Raw genomic sequence first — 21,570 nt, 5'->3', positions numbered from 1 at the left:
CGCGAGCAGGCTCCCACATTTGGAATGCATTTCAATGTGGGAGCGAGCCTGCTCGCGAAAGCGATATCAGCCATACGGCATTCGTTCTATTGGCTACGCAGGCTTTCCAGCAACTTGTGCGTCGGATACCCGTCCGCCGGCCAGCCAAATGACTGCTGGGCACTGCGAATCGCCTTGCGCGTGTTGGCGCCGATGATCCCGTCCGCCGTGCCGGCATCGTAATTGCGCGCACTCAGCAGGGTCTGCAATTCCATACGCTCGGTGCGGCTCAGCGGCAGGTCATCTTTTGGCCAACTGCCGTTGATCAAGCCGCCACCGCTGAAACGCTCGGACAACAGGCTCACTGCCAGCGCGTACGACGAGGAGTTGTTGTACTTGAGGATCGCGCGGAAGTTGTCGAGGATCAGGAATGCCGGCCCACGATAACCAGCCGGCAGCAGCAGGGCGGCAGACAGCTGTTCAGAGCCTGCTGGCACCTGACCGCCATTCGGCAGGGTCACGCCCAACTGACGCCATTCGGCGACACTCTTGCGAATCGCGCCATCAGCCAGGGTGTAGTTGAAGCTGCTCGGCAGCTGCACTTCAAACCCCCACGGCTGGCCACGCTGCCAGCCGGAGCTTTGCAGGTAATGCGCAGTTGAGGCCAGCGCATCGGCAGGACTGCCCCAGATATCGCGGCGACCGTCACCGTCGAAGTCCACTGCGTGAGTGTTGTAAGTGGTCGGAATGAACTGGGTCTGCCCCATGGCGCCAGCCCACGAGCCGAGCATCTTCTCTGGCGTGATGTCACCCTGTTGCAGGATCTGCAGCGCAGCGATCAATTGCGCATGAGCAAAGCCCGGCCGACGGCCTTCGTAAGCGAGGGTGGCCAGCGAGTTGATCACCGACTTACTGCCCTGAAACTGACCGAAATTGCTTTCCATGCCCCACACCGACACCAGCGCCTGACGGTCAACGCCATAACGCTGTTCGATGCTTTGCAGAATATCGGCGTACTGGCTGATCAGTGCCTGACCTTTACGCACTCGTAGTGGCGAGAGCGCGCCATCAAGGTATTCCCACACCGGACGGGAAAATTCCGGCTGACTGCGGTCGGCGCGAATCACGCTAGCGTCGAAGCTGATATTGGCAAAGGCGCGATCGAACAGGTCAGGGCGGATCCCGGCGGCGAGGGCGTCCTTGCGGAAACCGGCCTGCCATTCGGCAAAGGTCTGGGTCGGCTGAAGATCAAGAGGGTCGGCGGACGGCACTACCGGCGGGATGATCGCTGGGGCCGTGGCGACGGGCGCGGCTTGAAGGGGTTGCGCATCGGCGGCGGTCGGTTTTTCCGCGCAGGCGACAAGCAGAATGAAGCTGGAGGCAGCGATCAATTGGCGAACAGGCCAGCGACGGGAAAGACTTAGGGGCATGCACAGTTCCAGGAAAACGAATCAGGTGCAGACCTTAACATGAGCGGGGGGTACTGCGCTTTAAGCGGCCAGAAAGTAAGAAGCCTCCCAGCTGTCAGACTGGAAGGCTTCGCGGCGGTAGCTGCCTTTACCCTTGGCTGGTCGTTCCTGGCGACTGCGGAACAGGGGTTGGGCGACGATGGATTTGGCCTTGTTGGGGCCATGCTTTGCTGGCTTTTTGCTCATTAGGGTTCTCTCGAGTGAGTGAGGTTTTGCGCAGCAGATAATCTGCTCATGCTATAGGAAAGTCAAAAGATCGCAGCCTTCGGCAGCTCCTACAGGGATCGGTGTAGGAGCTGCCGAAGGCTGCGATCTTTTGATCTTACTCGGCAGGCAATGACAGGCGTTGGCCAGCCATCAATAATGCCAAGCGACTCAGGCTCATCCACGGCGAACCGGCAGCCTGGCCCTTGATCTGCGCATCGATGCGCTGGGCTTCGAGCAACAACTGCGCCCAGCGTTGCGCCGAGTAGCGTTGCAGGGCTTTGCTCATCAAAGGTTTGCGCTTGTCCCAGACCGGCGGCTTCGCCTGGCTGAAACACTTGTCCAGCGGCGTACCCTGGCTGTATTGCAACGAAATATTAGCCAGCAAGCGCAGCTCCCGCGCCAGCGCCCAGAGAATCACCGGCGGTTCGACACCTTCACCGCGCAAGCCTTCAAGCATGCGCAGCGCGTGGGCCGGCTCGCCGTTGAGCACGGCGTCGGTCAAACCAAACACGTCAAACCGCGCACTGTCGGCCACGGCGGCCTGCACGGTTTCAACGGTGATCTGCCCACCTTCGGCCATCAATTTGAGCTTTTCGATTTCCTGCGCGGCAGCGAGCAAGTTGCCTTCGACGCGTGCAGCAATCAGTTCGACCGCGTCCTGGCTGGCCGACAAACCAGCCTGAGACAAGCGCTGACGAATCCAGCTCGGCAACTGATTGGCGTCCACCGGCCAGATCTGGATGAACTGGGTCTGCTGGCCTTCCACCAGTGCCTTGCCCCACTTGGTTTTCTGCGCGCTGCCATCCATCTTCGGCAGGCTGATCAGCAGCACCGTGTCTTCAGCGGGACGCGAGCAGTATTCGATGAATGCAGCGGCGCCTTTGTCACCGGGTTTGCCCGAGGGCAGGCGCAGTTCCAGCAGGCGCTTTTCGGCGAACAACGACATGCTGGCGCCGGCCTGCAACAACGTGCCCCAATCGAAATTGGCGTCGGCGGCGAAGACCTGGCGTTCATCAAAACCTTGCTGACGCGCAGCGCTGCGGATGGCGTCGGCGGCTTCCTGGCACAGTAGCGGGTCATCGCCGCTGATGATGTAGACAGGCGCCAAAGCACCTTGCAGGTGTTTACCGAGTTGGGCGGGAGCGAGCTTCATAAGAAATGCCGAACGGGGCGCCTGAGCGCCCCGAACGTCTTACTGCTGCGGTACTTCGAGCGGCGACTGGCGCGGGGTTTCCGCTTCAGCCTTTTGTGCCGCTTGCAGCGCATCGGCTTCTGCCTTGGCGCGGTCATTGGCAGCTTGCTGCAGCTGCTGCAGTTGACCCGGGGTCAGTTGCTGCAGACGCAACATCATGCGTTGGACCAGTTCGCGAGTGGTTTCGCGACGGGCGTCGTTGGCTTCCTGATCGGAGCCCACGAGGTTGTTACCGTCGTGGATAAACACTTTCTGAACTTCAAGTTTGTCGCTGAGCAGTTGCAGGTTCTTGTCGCCCCGGATCTCGTAGTTCAGAACAGTACTGACTTGATACTCGCCCGTACGACCGGCACCGGCGTAGCTGAGGATGCGCTGGCTCTCCTGCTGGTCAGCCAGGAAAAGTTTGTACGGAGCACCGCTGTAAACCTTGACGCCGCTCGACTCCAGCACCTGACGCAGTTGCGTGACCGTCTCGCCGTAGGCATTACGGGCGCTCAGGTCGAGTTCCTTGATCGACAGTTCGTTAGTGCCGGTACCGCGCAGCTGGAAACCGCAGGCGCTCAACAGAACGGCGAGGCCCATCACCAGCAGATTGCGTTTGATCATTGTGTTGCTCCCCTTGAAACCACGTGGGCCGATTGTACGGCCCGAAAGGTTTTACTTGGCGCCAGGCGAGCCTGGCGCCCGATCCAATTAGCTGGCGACGATGTTGACCAGTTTCCCCGGCACAACGATCACTTTACGAATAGTCAGGCCGTCGACGAAACGCAGTACGTTTTCGTTGGCGCGGGCTGCTGCTTCAACTTCTTCGCGGGTCGCGCTGGCCGGCATTTCGATCTGGCCGCGCAGTTTGCCGTTGACCTGGATGACCAGGGTCAGGCTGTCCTGCACCAAAGCGCTTTCATCCACTGCCGGCCACCCGGCGTCGATGACTGCATCGGCGTGACCCAGCTGGTTCCACAGTTCGTGGCTGATGTGCGGCGTGATTGGTGCCAGCAACAGCGTCACGGCTTCCAGACCTTCGTGAATCAGCGCGCGATCCTGCTCGGTGCTTTGCGCGGCTTTTTCCAGCACGTTCATCAGCGTCATTACCTGGGCGATGGCGGTGTTGAATTTGTGGTTCTGGCCGACGTCGTGGCTGGCCTGCTTGATGGCCACGTGAATGGCGCGGCGCACGGCCTTCTGCTCATCGTTCAGGCTGGCGATGTCCAGCTTGCCCGGCAAGCCCTGAGTGACGTGGGCTTGCGCCAGACGCCAGACGCGCTTGAGGAAACGGTGCGAACCTTCGACGCCGGAGTCGGACCACTCAGCGCTCATGTCAGGTGGCGAAGCGAACATCATGAACAGGCGGCAGGTGTCGGCGCCGAACTGATCGATCATCGACTGTGGGTCAACGCCGTTGTTCTTCGACTTGGCCATCTTCTCGGTGCCGCCGATTTCTACCGGCAGACCGTCGGATTTCAGCTTGGCACTGATGACCTTGGCTTTGCTGTCGCGCTCGAGTTCTACGTCCGCCGGGTTGAACCAGGTGTAAGCACCATTGGCTTCGCGACGGTAGTAGGTTTCGGCGATCACCATGCCTTGGGTCAGCAGGTTCTTGAACGGCTCGTTGGAGCTGACCAGGCCTTCGTCACGCATCAGCTTGTGGAAGAAGCGCGCGTAGAGCAGGTGAAGAATGGCGTGTTCGATACCACCGATGTACTGATCGACTGGCAACCAGTGGTCGGCTGCGGATTTTTCCACCAGACCGCCTTCAAAGTGCGGCGAGGCGTAACGGGCGTAGTACCACGACGACTCGACGAACGTGTCCATGGTGTCGGTTTCACGCTTGGCAGGCTGACCGCATTTCGGGCAGCTGCACTCGTAGAATTCCGGCATGCGCGCCAGCGGCGAACCAGCACCGTCCGGCACCACGTCTTCCGGCAGGACCACAGGCAGTTGATCTTCCGGTACCGGCACGTCACCGCATGCATCGCAGTGGATGATCGGGATCGGGCAGCCCCAGTAGCGCTGACGGCTGATGCCCCAGTCGCGCAGGCGGAACTGAGTGCGCGAGGCGCCCAGTTCTTTCTTGATCAGGGCCACTTCGATGGCGTCGAACGCACCCGCGAAGTCGAGACCGTCGAATTCGCCGGAGTTGATCAGTGTGCCGTGCTCGCCGTAGGCGTCTTGCCACGGGGCCGGGTTGCTGTCGCCGGAACTGGTACGCACCACCGATTTCACTGGCAGGTTGTACTTGTGAGCGAATTCGAAATCGCGCTCGTCGTGCGCCGGTACGGCCATTACAGCGCCGTCGCCGTAGTGCATCAGCACGTAGTTGGCGACCCAAACAGGCAGTTTCTCACCGGTCAGCGGGTGCTCGACGAACAGGCCGGTCGGCAGGCCTTTTTTCTCTTGTGTGGCGACGTCGGCTTCAGCAACGCTGCCGCCCTTGCATTCAGCGATGAACGCTTGCAGCTCAGGGTTGTTCTGCGCTGCCTGGGTCGCCAGCGGATGCTCGGCAGCCACGGCGACATAGGTCGCGCCCATCAGGGTGTCCGGACGGGTAGTGAAGACTTTCAGGGTGCCGGCTACGCCAATCGAGTCGACGTTGTACGGGAACTGCACTTCCATGCCGCGGGATTTGCCGATCCAGTTGCGCTGCATGGTCTTGACCTGTTCAGGCCAGCCAGTCAGCTCGTCGAGGCTCTCCAGCAGCTCATCCGCATAAGCGGTGATCTTGAAGTAGTACATCGGGATTTCGCGCTTTTCGATCAGCGCGCCGGAACGCCAGCCGCGACCGTCGATCACCTGTTCGTTAGCGAGAACGGTCTGGTCGATCGGGTCCCAGTTCACGGTGCCGTTTTTACGGTAGATCACGCCTTTTTCGAACAGGCGAGTGAACAGCCATTGTTCCCAGCGGTAGTAATCCGGCTTGCAGGTGGTGACTTCGCGCGACCAGTCGACCGCCAGACCCAGGCTGCGCAGCTGGGTCTTCATGTAGGCGATGTTTTCGTAGGTCCACTTGGCCGGCGCGACGTTGTTCTTCATCGCGGCGTTTTCTGCCGGCATGCCGAACGCGTCCCAACCCATAGGTTGCAGAACGTTCTTGCCGAGCATGCGCTGATAGCGGGAGATCACGTCGCCGATGGTGTAGTTGCGCACGTGCCCCATGTGTAGCTTGCCGCTGGGGTAAGGGAACATCGACAGGCAGTAGTAGGTTTCCTTGCCTGGCTGTTCACTGACTTCAAAGGACTTTTGCTCGTCCCAGAACGACTGGGCGGCGGCTTCGATTTCACGGGGCTGATATTGTTCGTGCATGGCTACTTTTGTACTGGATAGGGGTGGCCTAATCCTCTTCAACGCAGGTGCCGGGGTTGGCCCGGACGAGCTGGAAGTGGAATTACAGGAAGCGCCGTAGCATACATGACCGCGCTCGGCCTAGGGAAACCCTGATTACAGCTGTTTGTCCCGGCAAATCCGTGGCGAGGGCCGTTGGTCGCGGCGTGCAGCCGGTTTGTGCAGCGAAGCTAAGCTCTAACTGGGGAGTGAGTCTTATCTTCAATGAGGTGAGGGATGGTGGAGCAACGGCAAAAAAACGTGACGAAACCCGAGTTGTACGAAAGATTGATCGATCGTCTTGGTATGGCCCTGGACGCATTAAAAACCGCTGACCGGCTGCGCGACGAGCGCCCCCTGGAACTGGAATTGCGTGGCTTGAGTCCCGCCGAGTTCAAACTGGTCAAGGCCTATCTGGATCGCAGTGAACGTGAAACGCATGGATGCTTGTCACAGGCAGTGAAGCAGCTCGATGCAGCACATTCGGCCAAGGTCATCTGGCTCAAGGACAAGGCGCCCGGCAGAGACACCGTCAAGGTTCGCTCTGTACAGGCCAAGTAAGCGCATGGCAGGTCAAGAACCGGATCTTTTTCAACGGGATCCCACCTATTGGTTGTAACGCTTTATTAACACTCTTAGGCTTCGGGCATCTGTGGAGATGCTCGATGCCTTTTCGTTATTTCATCAAACAACTTTTGTTACCACCCGGCATTCTTTTGCTGCTGTTGCTGGCCGCTTGGTGGCTGCGCCGCTCACGGCCGCGCCTGGCTGGATTGTGTTTTGCCATTGGCTTTGGCGGAATGTGGCTGATGAGCCTGCCGGTGGTCGTGCAGTGGGGCGCGAAAGCTCTGGAACGCGAGCCACCGTTGGCCCGTGAAGAGTGGGCGACGCTGGCGCAGCGGGCCGACGCGATTGTGGTGTTGGGCTCAGGTCGTGAGCGCGGCGATCTGGCCTGGGGTGAGGATCAGCCGACCGGTGTGGGCCTTGAGCGTCAGCGGTATGCGGCTCGACTGGCGAAGGCATCCGGTTTGCCGATTTTGACCACTGGTGGCCTGCATTACGGTACGCCGCCGACTGAGGCGAAGTTGATGGCGGATTCGTTGCGCGACGATTTTGGCGTGACCGTGCGCTGGCAGGAAGGCGAGAGCCGCACTACGTGGGAAAATGCGAAGTTCACGGCCGATATCTTGTTGCCGCAGGGGATCAAGCGCGTGGTCGTGGTGACGCAGGCCTGGCACATGCCGCGATCGGTATGGAGTTTTCAACAGGCGGGTTTTGAAGTGGTGCCGGCCCCGGTCGGATTTCTCGGAACTGATAACGCGAGACCGTTTGGTGGCTGGCTGCCGGAGTTCAAGTCGATCTGGCAGAGCGGGCAGTTGTTGAATGAAGCGGTGGGGCAGGTGGGGTATTCACTGTTTTACCGGGCTGACTGATCGTTCCCACGCTCTGCGTGGGAATGCATCCGGTGGCGCTCTGCGCCACATCCGAAGCGGAACGCGGAGCGTCCCCGGCGGCATTCCCACGTGGAGCGTGGGAGCGATCATTGTAGGAGGCTTTAAAGGGTTTTCGACATCCGGCTCGCCATCAGTGCCCAGCCAAACAACAGCAAGCAGACAATGATCAATGGCCACGAGCGCCATTGCAGGTACGGCGTCAGGTTGTGCATCGGTACCACTTCACCGTACAAAATCCCTTGTTCGAACTGCGGAATCTGCTCGGTGATCTGTCCGAACGGGTTGATCAGTCCGGTCACACCGTTGTTGGTTGCACGAATCATCCAGCGCCCAGCCTCAAGCGCGCGCATCTGCGCCATCTGCAAATGTTGCAGCGGACCGATCGAGGTACCGAACCAGGTGTCATTGCTGATCGTCAGCAGCAAATCACTGCGCGCCGACAGGCTGGCGGCAAATTCCGGATACACCACTTCGTAGCAGATAAACGGTGCGATCTGATAACCCTTGGCCTGCAACAACGCCTGATCGGCCGGGCCACGGGCAAAGTCGGACATTGGCAGGTCGAAGAAGGCGATCAGCCCGCGCAATACATCCTGCAGTGGCACGTATTCGCCGAAGGGCACCAGTTTCTGTTTCAGATAAGTACCGTCGCCTTCGCCGACCACGGTGATGCCATTGAAGAAGCGTTTTTCGTGACGAACGGTTTCGCGGATCGGTACACCAGTGATCAGCGCCGATTTACGCTCGGCGGCGAAGGTGCCCATCATGGTCAGGTAGCCCTCGGCGGACTCCTTCAATACCGGCACGGCGGTTTCCGGCCAGATCAGCAGGTCCACCGGTTTCGAGCGGAAGCTCAAATCGCGATACAAAGCCAACTGCGCGTTGAGCTCAGCCGGATCCCATTTCATGCTTTGCGCGACGTTACCCTGAATCGCGGCAACACTCAGCGGCGCGCCGGAGGGGCTGGTCCAGGCATGGCCCTTGAGCGCAGTGCCGGCCACCCAAGGGCCAACCAGCAGCACCAAACCTGCGGCAACAAAACCTTTGCGGCCGGTTTGCAGCAGGCGTGGGGCGTTGTAGATCAGTGCAGCGGTCAGTGCCAGAACGAACGACACCAGCCACATGCCACCCACTGGAGCGAGTCCGGCCAATGGGCCATCGAGCTGGCTGTAACCCGAGTACAGCCATGGGAAGCCGGTGAGGAACCAGCCACGAAACGCTTCCTGGCCGACCCACAAGGCAGCGAACGCCAAGGCATCAGCCACAGGTGCTTCGTTACGGCGCAACCAGCGCGCCCATAACCAGGCCGGCAAGGCGAAGAACCAGGCAATCGCCGCCGTAAACAGCAGCATCAGGAACCCGGCCAACAGCACCGAAGCGCCGCCGAAATGGTGGATGCTGTAATAGATCCAGCTGGTGCCGGCACCAAACAGGCCGAAACCGAAGCACCAGCCACGGCCCAGTGCCTGACGCGGACTCAGCTCGCGCAAACCGGCATAGAACAAGCCGACCGCCAGCAAAGCCAGCGGCCAGATGTTGAAAGGTGCTAGAGCGAAGGTGGTGATTGCACCGGCCGCCACGGCCAGCAGGTTACCGGGCCAGCCGGGGCGGGTTGTCCAGCGCATTTCAGTCCTTAGAATTAACGAGCAATTGGCGTCAGTCGCAGCAAATGAATCCGACGGCTGTCGGCGTTCAGGATGCGGAAACGATAGGCGCCGATTTCAGTGATTTCGTTGCGTTTTGGCAAGTGCCCGAACGCGCTCATCACCAGACCGCCGACGGTGTCGAATTCATCGTCGGAGAACTCGCTGTCGAAAAACTCGTTGAAGTTCTCGATCGGCGTCAGCGCCTTGATCAGGAAGTCACCGCTGGGCAGTGGCTTGATGTAGCTGTCTTCTTCGACGTCGTGCTCGTCTTCGATGTCGCCAACGATCTGTTCCAGCACGTCTTCAATCGTTACCAGACCGGCCACGCCGCCGTATTCGTCGATGACGATGGCCATGTGGTTGTGGTTGGCGCGGAATTCACGCAACAACACGTTCAGGCGCTTGGACTCCGGCACGAAGGTGGCCGGGCGCAGCAGATCCTTGATGTTGAAGCTGTCGCCGTTTTCCTTGAGGATCAGCGGCAGCAGATCCTTGGCCAGCAGTACGCCCATCACGTCGTCATGGCTTTCGCCGATCACCGGATAGCGCGAGTGGGCCGAGTCGACCACGGCCGGGAGGAATTCACGGGGTGTCTGGGTCGCCTTGATGCTGATCATCTGCGAACGCGGCACCATGATGTCGCGTACTTGCAGGTCAGCCACCTGAATGGCGCCTTCGACGATGGCCAGCGCTTCGCTGTCCAGCAGTTTGTTCTGATGTGCATCACGCAGCAGCTCGAGAAGCTCCTGACGGTTCTTCGGCTCGTGGGCAAAAGCCTGGGTCAGTTTACCCAGCCATGACTTCTGCCCGTTGCTCGATCGATCTTCGCTCATAGCGATTACTCTGAATCCTTTGTTGTAACGATAGGGGATGTTTCGGGTTCGTCGTCCGCATACGGATCGGGGTAGCCCAGTTCGGCAAGCAACTCGCGTTCCAGTGCTTCCATTTCTTCAGCTTCTTCGTCATCTATATGGTCGTAACCCAGCAGATGCAAGCAGCCGTGAATGACCAGATGTGCCCAGTGGGCCTTTAGTTCCTTGCCTTGTTCGGCGGCTTCACGCTCGACCACCGCCACGCAGATCACCAGATCGCCTAGCAATGGAATGTCGAGAAACTCGTCGGGTACTTCGGCCGGGAACGACAGGACGTTGGTCGCGTAATCCTTGTGGCGCCAGGTGTGATTGAGCTCGCGGCCTTCTTCCTCATCGACCAGACGAATGGTCATTTCCGAGTCGGCGGTGCGCTGGCGCAGGGCAAGTTCGCACCACAGGCGGAAGTCGGCTTCACTCGGCGCGTTCGCTTCAGTCGCGATTTGCAGGTCTAGCTCAAGCATTTCGCGAGGTGTCCTTGGGTGCTTCGTCACGGTTTTCGAAGCGCTCGTAGGCTTCGACGATCCGCTGGACCAAAGGATGGCGCACGACGTCTTTTGGCTGGAAGTGTGTGAAGCTGATGCCCGGCACGTCTTTGAGCACTTCGATCACATGATGCAGGCCGGACTTGGTGCCACGCGGCAGGTCGACCTGGGTGATGTCACCGGTGATGACTGCGGTGGAGCCGAAGCCGATCCGGGTCAGGAACATCTTCATCTGTTCGACGGTGGTGTTCTGGCTTTCGTCGAGAATGATGAAGCTGTTATTCAGCGTGCGACCGCGCATGTAGGCCAGCGGCGCAACTTCAATCACCTGGCGTTCGATCAGCTTGGCCACGTATTCAAAGCCGAGCATCTCGTAGAGTGCGTCGTAGAGCGGGCGCAGGTACGGGTCGATCTTCTGCGACAGGTCGCCGGGCAGGAAGCCGAGTTTTTCACCCGCTTCAACCGCCGGACGCACCAGCAGGATGCGGCGGATCTGCTCGCGTTCCAGAGCATCGACAGCGCAGGCCACGGCCAGATAGGTCTTGCCGGTACCGGCCGGACCGATGCCGAAGTTGATGTCGTTACCGAGGATTTCCTTCACATAGCGCAGTTGATTCAAGCCGCGTGGGCGAATCATGCCTTTCTTGGTGCGCAGGGCGACAGAGGCTTCGGCGGGGGCGTGATTGTCCAGCTCGACCACGGCCGATTCCTGGAGGAACAGGTGCACGAGGTCCGGCGACAGCTCAGTACCTTTGGTTTCCCGATACAGGCGGCGCAGCAGGTTTTCCGCAGACGTGGTGTGCTTGGGGTCGCCGATCAACTCGAACTGGTTTCCGCGGTTGCGGATCTCGATGGTCAGGCGCTGTTCGATCAAGCGCAAATGCTCGTCGAATTGCCCGCACAGATTGGCGAAGCGGCGAGCCTCAAAAGGCTCGAGGATAAAACGATGTGGTTCTATGGGTGCGTTCAAGGTCGTATTTAGCCGCCCTGGGGCAATTAAGATGAAATCAAGGATAACGCCAGAGGCCTGGGTGCGAAAGCTCTTAAATATTCTTGGCGTCGAGACCGCCAAGATCGCAGCCTCCGGCAGCTCCTACAGGGGAATGTAATCCATGTAGGAGCTGCCGAAGGCTGCGATCTTTTGCATTTATTGGATCAGCGAGCCACGCAGCGAGTGCGGTTGCGCCGCGTCGATGTGCACATCGGCGAACTGGCCGATCAGGGTCGGATTGTCGCAGCGGAAGTTGACGATTCGATTATTCTCGGTGCGCCCTTGCAGCTCGCCCGGGTCTTTCTTCGAATAGTCGGTGACCAGAATGCGCTGGATCGAGCCGACCATTTGTCGGCTGATCTCAAAGCCTTGCTGATTCAGGCGATGTTGCAGGGCGTTCAGGCGTTCCTTTTTCAACTCTTCCGGGGTCTCGTCGGCCAGATCGGCCGCCGGGGTACCCGGGCGCTGGCTGTAAACGAACGAGTAGGAGAAGTCGAAACCGACATCGGCAATCAGCTTCATCGTCTGTTCGAAGTCTTTCTCGGTCTCGCCGGGGAAGCCGACGATGAAGTCCGAACTGATGCAGATGCCCGGTACCGCCGCACGCAGTTTGCGCAGCTTGGATTTGTACTCCAGCGCCGTGTGGTTGCGCTTCATCGCCGCGAGAATCCGGTCGGAACCCGATTGCACCGGCAAGTGCAGATGCTTGACCAGTTCCGGGACGTCGGCGTGGGCCTGGATCAGGCTGTCGGAGAATTCCAACGGGTGCGAAGTGGTGTAGCGAATGCGGTCGATGCCGTCGATGGCGGCGACAACACGGATCAATTCGGCGAGATCAGCCAGACGTCCGTCATGGGTCGTACCGCGATAGCCATTGACGTTCTGCCCCAGCAGCGTCACTTCACGCACGCCGTTTTCGGCGAGGTGAATGACTTCGGCGACCACGTCATCGAATGGCCGGCTGACTTCTTCGCCACGGGTGTAAGGCACCACGCAGAACGTACAGTACTTGCTGCAACCTTCCATCACCGACACATAAGCGCTCGGGCCATCAATACGCGGCTCGGGCAAATGGTCGAATTTTTCGATTTCCGGGAACGAAACGTCGACTTGCGGCAGCTTGGTGATACGCGCGGCGTCGATCATTTCCGGCAGGCGGTGCAGGGTCTGCGGGCCGAAGACCACGTCGACGTACGGCGCGCGATCACGAATCGCCGCGCCTTCCTGGCTGGCCACACAACCGCCAACGGCGATCACCATCTCTGGGTTGGCCAGTTTCAGTTCGCGCCAGCGGCCGAGCTGCGAATACACGCGATCCTGGGCGCGCTCGCGGATCGAGCAGGTGTTGAGCAGAATCACGTCGGCGTCTTCAGCACGCGCGGTGACTTCCAGGGCCTGATGTTCACCCAGCAGATCGACCATGCGCGAGCTGTCGTACTCGTTCATCTGGCAACCGTGGGTTTCGATGTAAAGCTTCTTGGCCATGGATTAGGGTCATCACGTGATTCAAAGAACCGCGCATTATAGGGAACAAGCCTTCAGGTTCCTACCGCTGCGCGTCCGGTGGCTATGCTATAGTTTGCGCCCTCATTTTTATCCCCGATGTTATCCCCCCGCCATGACCAAACGCGAAGCTCCAATCTATAAGGTGATTTTCCTCAACCAGGGCCAGGTGTTCGAAATGTACGCCAAGCAGATCTATCAAAGTGATCTGTGGGGCTTTCTGGAAGTGGAAGAGTTCGTCTTTGGCGAGCGCACGCAAGTGGTCGTCGATCCGAGCGAAGAAAAGCTCAAGGCGCAGTTCGAAGGCGTGGTGCGCAGCTTTGTGCCGATGCATTCGATTGTGCGCATCGATGAAGTGGAACGTCTGGGCACGCCGAAAATCAGCGAAGCCCGCGGCGCGGTCGGCAATGTGATGCCGTTTCCGATGCCGATGCCTGAGAAGTAAGCTTCAAGACCGCGTCGCTCCATTCGACCTGCTCGCGAAGAGGCCAGAAAAATCTATAGAGAAATCAGGGAAGAGGCGAAAACGGCGTACGCCCATCGGCGCTCTGCAGTTCCATCAGGTATTTACGGAAAATTTGCCCGAGCACCTGGGTCGCGGTTTCAAGGTCTTCGCGGGACATTTTTTCGGAGACTTCGTCGGCCGTGTCCAGCGCGTCTTCAGCGCCGTTGACCGCGGCCATCTTCAGCACGATGTACGCCTGAATATTGTTGGCCTGCACGCCTTCACCGTGGAAGAACATGGTGCCAAGTTTGAATTGCGCCTGAGCGTGGCCTTGCAACGAGGCTTTTTCGAAATAGCTCAAGGCTTGATTGAGGTCGCGCGGGGCATTCTTGCCGTCGTAGTAGAACTCACCCAACTCGTATTGCGCTTGCGCATCCCCTTCGTCCGCGGCTTTCTGGCAAGCAGCCAGTGCCTGCGTGACGTCTTGCGGCTGAGTATTGAGGGTGCAACGACCCATCGCCGGGATCAACAACGAGTTGCCGCCTGCTTGTGCATGCGCGAGCAGGGGCTGAAGGAGCAACAGGCAGCCCAAGGCAAGGGTGCGGCCGGTGCGGTTCATGGGAATCGACTTACCTCTGAAGGGCACGCGGACCCATCGAGGGATCCAATAAGCGCGCATTATGAAATAAGCAGGGCCAACCTTACAAAGTCTTTACTCGTTTTTCTGCTGCGCGGGGAATATATCGACCACTTTAGGGGAGATTTTTAGCAGGGGCATCGGAAAAACAGCGTCGATGTAGGTGAATGCTGACGCTGGTGATAGCCAACGTCAGCGGTAGTGCGGTTATTTCAGTGCGGCGAAGGCGCGCTCGGCAGCGTCCAGTGTCAGTTTCAACTCGGCTTCGCCGTGGGCGATCGAGGTAAACCCGGCTTCGAAGGCGCTCGGCGCCAGGTACACGCCACCTTCCAGCATCAGGTGGAAGAAGCGACCGAACAGGGCAGCGTCGCTGGCCATCACATCTTCAAAGGTTACGATGTCGTCGGCGCCGCTGAAGTACAGACCGAACATGCCGCCAGCCTGCGTGGTCACGAACGGAATGCCAGCAGCATCGGCGCGTTGTTGCAGGCCATCGAGCAGGCGCGTGGTGTAGTCGGTCAGCTCGGCGTGGAAACCCGGACGGCTGATCAAACGCAGCGTGGTCAAACCGGCGGCCATCGCTAGCGGGTTACCCGACAGCGTGCCGGCCTGATACACCGGGCCCAGCGGCGCAATACGCTGCATGATTTCACGCTTGCCGCCGAAGCAGCCGACCGGCATGCCGCCACCGATGATCTTGCCGAAGGTGGTCAGGTCTGGATTGACCCCGTAATACGCCTGAGCACCGCCGAGGGCAACGCGGAAACCGGTCATCACTTCGTCGAAAATCAGCACCACGCCATGCTTGTCGCACAGCGTGCGCAGGCCTTCTAGGAAGCCCGGCGCTGGTGGTACGCAGTTCATGTTGCCGGCCACTGGCTCAACGATGATGCAGGCCACTTCCTGGCCGACTTCAGTGAGCATCTTCTCAACCGCGTCGATGTCGTTGAACGGCAGGGTCAGGGTGTGTTTGGCGAACGCCGCCGGCACACCGGCCGAGCTCGGTACGCCCTGGGTCAGTGCGCCGGAACCGGCCTTGACCAGCAGGCTGTCGGAGTGGCCGTGATAGCAGCCCTCGAACTTGATGATGCTGTCACGGCCGGTGTAACCACGGGCCAGACGGATCGCGCTCATGGTCGCTTCGGTGCCGGAGCTGACCATGCGCACCATGTCCATCGATGGCACCAGCGAGCAGACCAGATCGGCCATCTCGGTTTCCATCGCGGTCGGCGCACCGTACGACAAGCCGTGTTGCAGCTGATTGCGCACTGCGTCCAGCACGTCCGGGTGGCTGTGGCCGAGGATCATCGGACCCCACGAACCAACGTAATCGACATAACGCTTGTCGTCTTCGTCGGTAACGTAAGCACCTTCAGCGTGCTTGAAGAACAGCGGCGTGCCGCCAACGCTCTTGAACGCACGAACGGGCGAGTTCACGCCACCGGGGATGTGTTTCTGGGCATTGGCAAACAGCGTTTCGGAACGAGACATGATCGGGCTCTCAAATCAGACTTTCAGTAATTCATTGAACGCGCGGGCGCGGCGGGTCACTTCGGCGGTGCTCTCGGCACCAAACAGACCGTGGACTACGGCGAGCAGGTCGACCCCATGGACCACCAGCGGCGCGGCGTTGTCGAGGGTGATGCCGCCAATCGCGCAGATTGGCAGGTGCAGCGTGCGCTTGGCTTCGTCGAGCAGATCGAGGCTGCAGGTCGGCGCGCCGGGCTTGGTGTTGGAGTTGAAGAAGCGACCGAAGGCGACATAACTCGCACCTTCTTTGGCCGCTTGTTCGGCCAGCGCGATTTGCGCGTGGCAGGTCGAACCGATGATCGCTTTCGAGCCGAGCAGGGCGCGGGTCGGCGACAGCGGGCCGTCGGTCTGGCCGAGGTGCACGCCAACGTTGAGGCGCGCCGCCAGTTCAGCATCATCATTGATGATCAACTGCGTCTTGTAGCGCTCGCACAGATCGCGCAGCGCTTCGGCCTCGCGCAGACGGCGGGCCTCATCGTTGCTCTTGTCGCGGTATTGCAGCAGGGTGACGCCGCCTTCCAGCGCCGCCTCCACGTAAGACAGAAACTTGCCGGCCAGCAACTGGCTGTCGGTAATGGCATACAGGCCACGTAGTTTCATCAGGCAGACCTCACGACGTTACGAGCAGAAATCCAGCGGCAGGCGACGCGGGACGAACTGGCCTTTGCCCAGTTGTTCGGCATCGCGCAGGGTGCGCCAGGTGTAATCCAAAGCACTGCGCACAGCGCTGGCCAGGTGTTCGCCCTGGGCCAGACGACCGGCGAGGGCGCTGGCCAGTGTGCAACCGGAACCGTGATAGCTGCCCGGCAGACGCTGGCAGATAAAGGTTTCACGCAGGCCGTCGCGGCTGTAAACGCGGTTGTGGATTTCAGTTTCGTCGCCATGGCCGCCGGTGATCAGCAGGTTTTTGACGAACGGCAGGAGTTTTTCAGCGCACTCGTCCGCAGTGCCTTCGGGCAGTTCGGCGAGGATTCGCGCTTCAGGAAGGTTAGGGGTGGCAATGATCGACAGCGGCAGCAGACGCTCACGCATCGCGTAACCCACCTCGTCCTTGCCCAGGCGTCCGCCGCCGCCGGCGCGCAGCACCGGGTCGCAGACCACCGGCAAGTGCGGGTGCGCGGAAAGCAGTTCGACAACGGTGTCGACCATTTCCAGCGAACCGAGCATGCCCAGTTTGACTGCCGCGACTTCGGAGTCGTTGAGTACGGCATTGGCTTGAGCCAACACCCACTCACGGTCGAGGACGCGGAAGTCAGTGACGTTGACGGTGTCTTGCACGGTCAGGGCGGTGACGGCCGGAGCCGCATGGCAACCCTGCGCGAGCAGGGCTTCGATATCTGCCTGCAAGCCGGCGCCACCACTTGGGTCGTGGCCGGAGAGACAGAGGACAACGGGGCGGGAGCTGTAGATATTCATGGTGCGCGAGCTTACCACCAAAGCTGATTTTCGGGTTCAGTGCTGTTGTGGCGGGTCGATAACCCGGCAAGAGATTGCGACCATGCTGTCACAAGTTGACCAACTCAACAGCTCTAGCCCGCTGCTTTGCTCTGGAACGCCCGTTCTAGAGCCTTTGTAGGAAAAATTTCAATGGTGCTCAATGGCCATCAACGGCTATGCTAGTCTGGATCCAAACCAATAACAGGTAATACCGGTTTTACGTCTACTCAAAGGGAATGGGGGGGCTTCCTGACACAACCGGACGAGCCACGCTGGGGCTTCAATGCGCTATTTGCTGATGTTGTTGTTCTGCTTGCCCCTCATGGCGAGCGCCGTCGAATTCGACGAATTTACCCAGAGCCTCCCTCTGGGCCGGTCGCTGCAAGTGTTCGAAGACCCGAGCGGTCAGGCGAGCATTGCCGATGTTCGCGCGCAGGCTGCCGCCGGCAATTTCAAACCCCACGATAAAGCCACGCTTAATGCCGGTTACTCGCGTTCGGCGTTCTGGCTGAAAATTGACCTGCATTACCGTCCGAGCAATCCCGCCGCCCAGCGCACCTGGCTGCTGGAACTGGCTTATCCACCGCTTGACCATCTCGACCTCTATACGGCCGACGCCAATGGCGACTACCGCCTCGTCCGACAAACCGGCGACGCCTTGCCGTTCGCCAGTCGCGAGATCCGCCAGAACAACTATTTGTTCGACCTCGCTTTCGCACCGGGTCAACAACAAACCGTGTACCTGCGACTGGCCAGTGAAGGCTCGATTCAGGCGCCGGTGACGTTGTGGTCGAGCACGGCGTACCTCGAAGATCAGCCGGTGCGCCTGTATGTGCTGGGGATCATTTATGGCGTGCTGTTGGGGATGCTGGTCTACAACCTGTTCATCTACCTGAGTGTGCGCGACACCAGTTACCTCTATTACATCTTCTATATCGCCTCGTTTGGCCTTTATCAGCTGTCGGTGAACGGTGCGGCGGTGGAGTATTTCTGGCCGGACAATCCGTGGTGGGCCAACGCGGCCACGCCATTTTTCATCGGCTGTGCGGGGCTGTTCGGCAGTCAGTTCGCCCGCAGTTTCCTGCAGACCAAAAACCATAGTCGCTGGCTTGATCGCTTGCTGATTGCACTGATCGCGTTCGGTGCGCTGGTGGTCGGTTTGTCGCTGATGACCAGTTACGCACTGTCGCTGCGTCTGGCGACGATATTGGCACTGACCTTCACTGTGGTGATTTTTGCCGCCGGGATTCTGGCCTGGTGGCGTGGTTTGCGCGTGGCGCGCTATTTCATCATCGCGTGGTCGGCGTTTCTGCTCGGCGGCATCGTCAACACGCTGATGGTGCTCGGCCTGCTGCCGAACGTATTCCTGACCATGTATGCCAGCCAGATCGGCTCAGCTATCGAAGTGGCGCTGCTGTCGCTGGCACTGGCCGACCGGATCAATGCGATGCGCGAGCAACAGGCGAAGACCCTGTATGACGCCGGGCAGAAACTCGAAGTGCTCAACCAGCAACTGGCCCACAGCAACAAACTCAAGGACGAATTCCTCGCGACCCTGACCCACGAATTGCGCACACCGATGAACGGCGTGATCGGTTCGCTGGAGCTGATGCAGACCGTCGAGCTGGATCCGGAGCTTGAGCAATACCAGCAGACCGCCGCCGGTTCCGCGCGGGACATGATGCGCATGGTCAACGGCATCCTCACCCTCACGGAATTGCAGGCCGGCAAGCTCAAGGCTGCGCCGGGCAGTTTCAGCCTGCGCGCGGTGGTCGAAGCGTTGCGCGTGCAGTTCGACAGCAACGCGGCGAGCAAGTCGCTGGACTTCAAGGTCGAGGTGCTGCCGACCCTGCCAGATCGCCTGTACGGCGACAGCGCCAAACTCGCGCAATGCCTGGAATGCCTGCTGGACAACGCGATCAAGTTCACCCGCGTCGGCGGGCTGGCGCTGCGGGTGACCGGCAAACCGTCGACGGACAATCGCCTGGCGTTGTCGTTTGCGGTGATCGACACCGGCATCGGTTTTACCGATCTGGGCGAGGCGACGATGTACCAGCGCTTCTTCCAGCTCGACGGTTCGATGACCCGCGAATACGGCGGACTGGGCGTGGGGCTGGCGATCTGCCGACAGTTGGTTGAGCTGCTCGGCGGCAAGCTCACTCATCGCTCGGAGCCCGGACGTGGCAGCCGTTTTCAACTGGACGTTGAGTTTGAACTGCCGGCGGTTGAAGCTGCGCCGATCGTCGCGCCTTCGCACGATTGTGTGCGTGCGCCGCAGGACTGCACGGTGCTGCTGGTGGATGACAACAGTGTCAACCAACTGGTGATGCGTGGCATGTTGCTCAAGCTCGGCTTTCGCGTGCGTACCGCCGACAACGGCGCGGCGGCATTTGATTGCTTGCAACGAGAGACTTTCGACGCAGTGCTGATCGATTGCCAGTTGCCGGCTTACGACGGCGCGTCATTGTGCTGCCAGATTCATGCGTTGCCGGGCTGCGCGAACTTGCCGGTATTCATGCTGGCGCTAACTGCCGACCGAGAGCTTTGCGCAACGGGGGCGCCGGTCGATTACTTGAACAAACCCGTAAAATTCGAAGATCTGCAATCTGCGCTGGAGCGGCGGGTGTTGTGCTACTAACAGGGTAAAAGCGCCGCAAATTCGGCGGATATGACACTTTGACCGGTTGCGGAGCGGTGCTTAACTGGGTTCCTTGGTTGCCCGAAGGAGCCCGTCATGAACCTGCATCAGTTCGCCGAAACTCACGAAGTCACCAACCAGCCACCGTCGCTGGACGGCACTAACCTGTACCGCATCGACCTGCCGTTGCAGGAGTGGTCGCGGCGCTTTGGTGCCGGGTGGGCGGAGTCGCGGATCGATGCCTACGGTGCACTCGCTGGTGGGCCGTTGATGGAAGCCGGGTTCCTCGCCAACCAGAACAAACCAACGTTCGCCAGCCATGACCGCTACGGTCATCGCATCGATCTGGTGGAATTTCATCCGGCCTATCACGAACTGATGGGCACGGCGATCGAGCATGGCCTGACGTCGCTGCCATGGACCCATCCACAGGACGGCGCGCATGTCGCGCGCGCCTCGATGACCTATCTGCACAGCCAGGCAGAAGCCGGCAGCGGTTGCCCGTTGACCATGACCTTCACCAGTGTGCCGGCCCTGCGTTTGCAGGCGAACATCGCTGAGCAGTGGCTACCGAAAGTCCTCGCCACCGAATACGACCCACGCAACGTCGGCATGGCGCACAAGGCCGGCGTGACCATCGGCATGGCCATGACCGAGAAACAGGGTGGCACCGACGTGCGCGCCAATACCACAAAGGCTTACCCGGTCGGCGCCAGTGGCCCGGGTCAGGCTTATGAACTGGTCGGGCACAAGTGGTTCTGCTCGGCGCCGATGTGCGATGCGTTTCTGACCTTGGCGCAGACCGACAAGGGTTTGAGTTGTTTCCTGCTGCCACGGCATCGCCCGGACGACACGCGTAATCAGTTCTACATCCAGCGCCTGAAAAACAAACTCGGTAACCAGTCCAACGCCTCCAGCGAAGTGGAGTTCCGTGGCGCGCTGGCGTGGATGGTTGGTGAGGAGGGGCGCGGCGTGCCGACTATTATCGAGATGGTCGCTATGACTCGGTTCGACTGCATGGTCGGTTCCAGCGCGTTGATGCGTCAGGCGCTGACCCAGGCCAGCCACCACTGCGCACACCGCAAGGTCGGCGGCAAACTGCTCAGCGAACAGCCGTTGATGCAAAACGTCCTGGCTGATCTGGCCTTGGAAAGCGAAGCCGCGCTGGCCCTGAGTTTGCGCATGGGCAAGGCGCTGGATCATCTGGATGATCGCCACGAAGCGCAATTTGCGCGGCTGGTGACGGCGGTGGGCAAGTATTGGATCTGCAAGCGTGCGCCGGGGATGATCAACGAAGCGGCGGAATGCATGGGCGGCGCCGGGTATGTCGAGGACAGCATCCTGCCGCGTCTGTACCGCGAGGCGCCGGTGAACTCGACGTGGGAAGGTTCGGGGAATGTGCAATGTCTGGACGTACTGCGGGCGTTGTCGAAAGAGCCGGGTGTGCTTGATGTGTTGTTCAGCGAATTGGGCGACGGGCACGGTGACAAGCGCCTGGCCGCGCATATTCAGCAGTTGCAGGCGCAGTTCAAGGACACCAGTGATATTCAGTATCGCGCGCGGCAACTGACCGAAGACATCGCGCTCGGTTTACAGGCCAGGCTTTTATTGGAGGCCGGAAATTCAACGGTCAGCGATGCCTTCATCGCCAGCCGCCTGAGCGGTGGCGGCCGGGTTTACGGCGCCTTGCCGCGTGGGCTAGACGTCGAAGCCATCGTCGCCCGCTCAACCCCACAAGGTTTCTAATCAAGCAAAAATCCCCTTGTGGGA

At 60.0% G+C, this 21,570-nt stretch carries 19 protein-coding genes; 5 read left to right on the top strand and 14 right to left on the bottom strand.

The window, feature by feature from the left end; translation table 11 throughout:
* Positions 1-86 precede the first annotated feature (86 nt).
* From CKW26_RS12255 to leuS, 5 genes are all read right to left on the bottom strand, one after another.
* Positions 87-1,409 (bottom strand): lytic murein transglycosylase, encoded by a 1,323-nt coding sequence (locus CKW26_RS12255; protein ID WP_095048772.1) that lies wholly within the window; start codon positions 1,407-1,409, stop codon positions 87-89.
* A 60-nt stretch (positions 1,410-1,469) separates the two neighbouring features.
* Positions 1,470-1,634 carry an alternative ribosome rescue factor ArfA gene (gene arfA / locus CKW26_RS12250; protein ID WP_095048771.1) on the bottom strand — a complete coding sequence of 55 codons (165 nt, stop codon included), beginning with the start codon at positions 1,632-1,634 and terminating at the stop codon, positions 1,470-1,472.
* Between the two features lie 136 nt (positions 1,635-1,770).
* The gene (gene holA, locus CKW26_RS12245) at positions 1,771-2,808 is read right to left on the bottom strand and encodes a DNA polymerase III subunit delta (protein WP_095048770.1); all 1,038 of its coding nucleotides are present in this window, start codon (positions 2,806-2,808) and stop codon (positions 1,771-1,773) included.
* Between the two features lie 39 nt (positions 2,809-2,847).
* Positions 2,848-3,453 (bottom strand): LPS assembly lipoprotein LptE, encoded by a 606-nt coding sequence (gene lptE, locus CKW26_RS12240; protein ID WP_095048769.1) that lies wholly within the window; start codon positions 3,451-3,453, stop codon positions 2,848-2,850.
* Between the two features lie 87 nt (positions 3,454-3,540).
* Entirely contained in the window at positions 3,541-6,147 is a 2,607-nt protein-coding gene (gene leuS, locus CKW26_RS12235) for a leucine--tRNA ligase (RefSeq protein WP_095048768.1), read from the bottom strand.
* Between the two features lie 255 nt (positions 6,148-6,402).
* On the opposite strand from leuS, the gene CKW26_RS12230 reads away from it, so the two are divergent.
* A complete protein-coding gene (locus CKW26_RS12230; protein WP_095048767.1) occupies positions 6,403-6,726 on the top strand; it encodes a hypothetical protein in 324 nt (107 codons plus the stop codon).
* A gap of 104 nt (positions 6,727-6,830) precedes the next feature.
* A complete protein-coding gene (locus CKW26_RS12225; RefSeq protein ID WP_095048766.1) occupies positions 6,831-7,598 on the top strand; it encodes a YdcF family protein in 768 nt (255 codons plus the stop codon).
* 122 nt (positions 7,599-7,720) lie between these two features.
* On the opposite strand, the gene lnt is transcribed toward CKW26_RS12225, so the two are convergent.
* The 5 genes from lnt to miaB all read right to left on the bottom strand — a co-directional run bounded on the left by lnt (position 7,721) and on the right by miaB (position 13,095).
* The gene (gene lnt, locus CKW26_RS12220; RefSeq protein ID WP_095048765.1) at positions 7,721-9,244 is read right to left on the bottom strand and encodes an apolipoprotein N-acyltransferase; all 1,524 of its coding nucleotides are present in this window, start codon (positions 9,242-9,244) and stop codon (positions 7,721-7,723) included.
* Positions 9,245-9,258: 14 nt separating this feature from the next.
* A complete protein-coding gene (locus tag CKW26_RS12215) occupies positions 9,259-10,098 on the bottom strand; it encodes an HlyC/CorC family transporter (RefSeq protein ID WP_007909641.1) in 840 nt (279 codons plus the stop codon).
* Between the two features lie 5 nt (positions 10,099-10,103).
* Positions 10,104-10,598, bottom strand: a complete 495-nt coding sequence (ybeY, locus tag CKW26_RS12210) for an rRNA maturation RNase YbeY (protein WP_064390733.1) — start codon at positions 10,596-10,598, stop codon at positions 10,104-10,106.
* The gene (locus tag CKW26_RS12205; RefSeq protein WP_095048764.1) at positions 10,591-11,589 is read right to left on the bottom strand and encodes a PhoH family protein; all 999 of its coding nucleotides are present in this window, start codon (positions 11,587-11,589) and stop codon (positions 10,591-10,593) included. Before CKW26_RS12205 ends, ybeY begins: the two co-directional genes overlap by 8 nt.
* A gap of 177 nt (positions 11,590-11,766) precedes the next feature.
* A complete protein-coding gene (gene miaB / locus CKW26_RS12200) occupies positions 11,767-13,095 on the bottom strand; it encodes a tRNA (N6-isopentenyl adenosine(37)-C2)-methylthiotransferase MiaB (protein WP_095048763.1) in 1,329 nt (442 codons plus the stop codon).
* A gap of 133 nt (positions 13,096-13,228) precedes the next feature.
* Here miaB and CKW26_RS12195 point away from each other — a divergent pair, with 133 nt between their 5' ends.
* Positions 13,229-13,558, top strand: coding sequence for a DUF1820 family protein (locus CKW26_RS12195; protein WP_003185742.1), 330 nt, complete (start codon positions 13,229-13,231; stop codon positions 13,556-13,558).
* 64 nt (positions 13,559-13,622) lie between these two features.
* On the opposite strand, the gene CKW26_RS12190 is transcribed toward CKW26_RS12195, so the two are convergent.
* The 4 genes from CKW26_RS12190 to CKW26_RS12175 all read right to left on the bottom strand — a co-directional run bounded on the left by CKW26_RS12190 (position 13,623) and on the right by CKW26_RS12175 (position 17,141).
* Positions 13,623-14,177, bottom strand: coding sequence for a tetratricopeptide repeat protein (locus CKW26_RS12190; protein ID WP_003228518.1), 555 nt, complete (start codon positions 14,175-14,177; stop codon positions 13,623-13,625).
* 225 nt (positions 14,178-14,402) lie between these two features.
* Positions 14,403-15,686, bottom strand: coding sequence for a glutamate-1-semialdehyde 2,1-aminomutase (gene hemL / locus CKW26_RS12185; RefSeq protein WP_093434628.1), 1,284 nt, complete (start codon positions 15,684-15,686; stop codon positions 14,403-14,405).
* Between the two features lie 15 nt (positions 15,687-15,701).
* Positions 15,702-16,325: a thiamine phosphate synthase gene (gene thiE / locus CKW26_RS12180; protein ID WP_095048762.1), complete on the bottom strand. Its 624-nt coding sequence runs from the start codon at positions 16,323-16,325 to the stop codon at positions 15,702-15,704.
* 18 nt (positions 16,326-16,343) lie between these two features.
* A complete protein-coding gene (locus CKW26_RS12175) occupies positions 16,344-17,141 on the bottom strand; it encodes a hydroxymethylpyrimidine/phosphomethylpyrimidine kinase (RefSeq protein ID WP_007909650.1) in 798 nt (265 codons plus the stop codon).
* 304 nt (positions 17,142-17,445) lie between these two features.
* Here CKW26_RS12175 and CKW26_RS12170 point away from each other — a divergent pair, with 304 nt between their 5' ends.
* Positions 17,446-19,800 carry a hybrid sensor histidine kinase/response regulator gene (locus CKW26_RS12170; protein ID WP_095048761.1) on the top strand — a complete coding sequence of 785 codons (2,355 nt, stop codon included), beginning with the start codon at positions 17,446-17,448 and terminating at the stop codon, positions 19,798-19,800.
* Between the two features lie 96 nt (positions 19,801-19,896).
* Entirely contained in the window at positions 19,897-21,546 is a 1,650-nt protein-coding gene (locus CKW26_RS12165) for an acyl-CoA dehydrogenase family protein (RefSeq protein ID WP_095048760.1), read from the top strand.
* Positions 21,547-21,570 lie beyond the last annotated feature (24 nt).

The sequence above is a fragment of the Pseudomonas sp. Irchel s3h9 genome, from assembly GCF_900187475.1.
Lineage (GTDB): Bacteria > Pseudomonadota > Gammaproteobacteria > Pseudomonadales > Pseudomonadaceae > Aquipseudomonas > Aquipseudomonas neuropathica.
Note: the sequence above shows the minus strand (reverse complement) of the source record. Positions and strands in the feature narration are given on the sequence as shown.

What these genes read in the sequence shown, in the direction of transcription:
- CKW26_RS12165 (WP_095048760.1), top strand. Translation starts at nt 19,897, where the DNA reads ATGAACCTGCATCAGTTCGCCGAAACTCACGAAGTCACCAACCAGCCA.
- thiE (WP_095048762.1), bottom strand. Translation starts at nt 16,325, where the DNA reads ATGAAACTACGTGGCCTGTATGCCATTACCGACAGCCAGTTGCTGGCC.
- holA (WP_095048770.1), bottom strand. Translation starts at nt 2,808, where the DNA reads ATGAAGCTCGCTCCCGCCCAACTCGGTAAACACCTGCAAGGTGCTTTG.
- CKW26_RS12170 (WP_095048761.1), top strand. Translation starts at nt 17,446, where the DNA reads ATGCGCTATTTGCTGATGTTGTTGTTCTGCTTGCCCCTCATGGCGAGC.
- hemL (WP_093434628.1), bottom strand. Translation starts at nt 15,686, where the DNA reads ATGTCTCGTTCCGAAACGCTGTTTGCCAATGCCCAGAAACACATCCCC.
- miaB (WP_095048763.1), bottom strand. Translation starts at nt 13,095, where the DNA reads ATGGCCAAGAAGCTTTACATCGAAACCCACGGTTGCCAGATGAACGAG.
- CKW26_RS12215 (WP_007909641.1), bottom strand. Translation starts at nt 10,098, where the DNA reads ATGAGCGAAGATCGATCGAGCAACGGGCAGAAGTCATGGCTGGGTAAA.
- CKW26_RS12190 (WP_003228518.1), bottom strand. Translation starts at nt 14,177, where the DNA reads ATGAACCGCACCGGCCGCACCCTTGCCTTGGGCTGCCTGTTGCTCCTT.
- lnt (WP_095048765.1), bottom strand. Translation starts at nt 9,244, where the DNA reads ATGCGCTGGACAACCCGCCCCGGCTGGCCCGGTAACCTGCTGGCCGTG.
- leuS (WP_095048768.1), bottom strand. Translation starts at nt 6,147, where the DNA reads ATGCACGAACAATATCAGCCCCGTGAAATCGAAGCCGCCGCCCAGTCG.
- CKW26_RS12175 (WP_007909650.1), bottom strand. Translation starts at nt 17,141, where the DNA reads ATGAATATCTACAGCTCCCGCCCCGTTGTCCTCTGTCTCTCCGGCCAC.
- CKW26_RS12225 (WP_095048766.1), top strand. Translation starts at nt 6,831, where the DNA reads ATGCCTTTTCGTTATTTCATCAAACAACTTTTGTTACCACCCGGCATT.
- arfA (WP_095048771.1), bottom strand. Translation starts at nt 1,634, where the DNA reads ATGAGCAAAAAGCCAGCAAAGCATGGCCCCAACAAGGCCAAATCCATC.
- CKW26_RS12255 (WP_095048772.1), bottom strand. Translation starts at nt 1,409, where the DNA reads ATGCCCCTAAGTCTTTCCCGTCGCTGGCCTGTTCGCCAATTGATCGCT.
- CKW26_RS12195 (WP_003185742.1), top strand. Translation starts at nt 13,229, where the DNA reads ATGACCAAACGCGAAGCTCCAATCTATAAGGTGATTTTCCTCAACCAG.
- lptE (WP_095048769.1), bottom strand. Translation starts at nt 3,453, where the DNA reads ATGATCAAACGCAATCTGCTGGTGATGGGCCTCGCCGTTCTGTTGAGC.
- ybeY (WP_064390733.1), bottom strand. Translation starts at nt 10,598, where the DNA reads ATGCTTGAGCTAGACCTGCAAATCGCGACTGAAGCGAACGCGCCGAGT.
- CKW26_RS12230 (WP_095048767.1), top strand. Translation starts at nt 6,403, where the DNA reads ATGGTGGAGCAACGGCAAAAAAACGTGACGAAACCCGAGTTGTACGAA.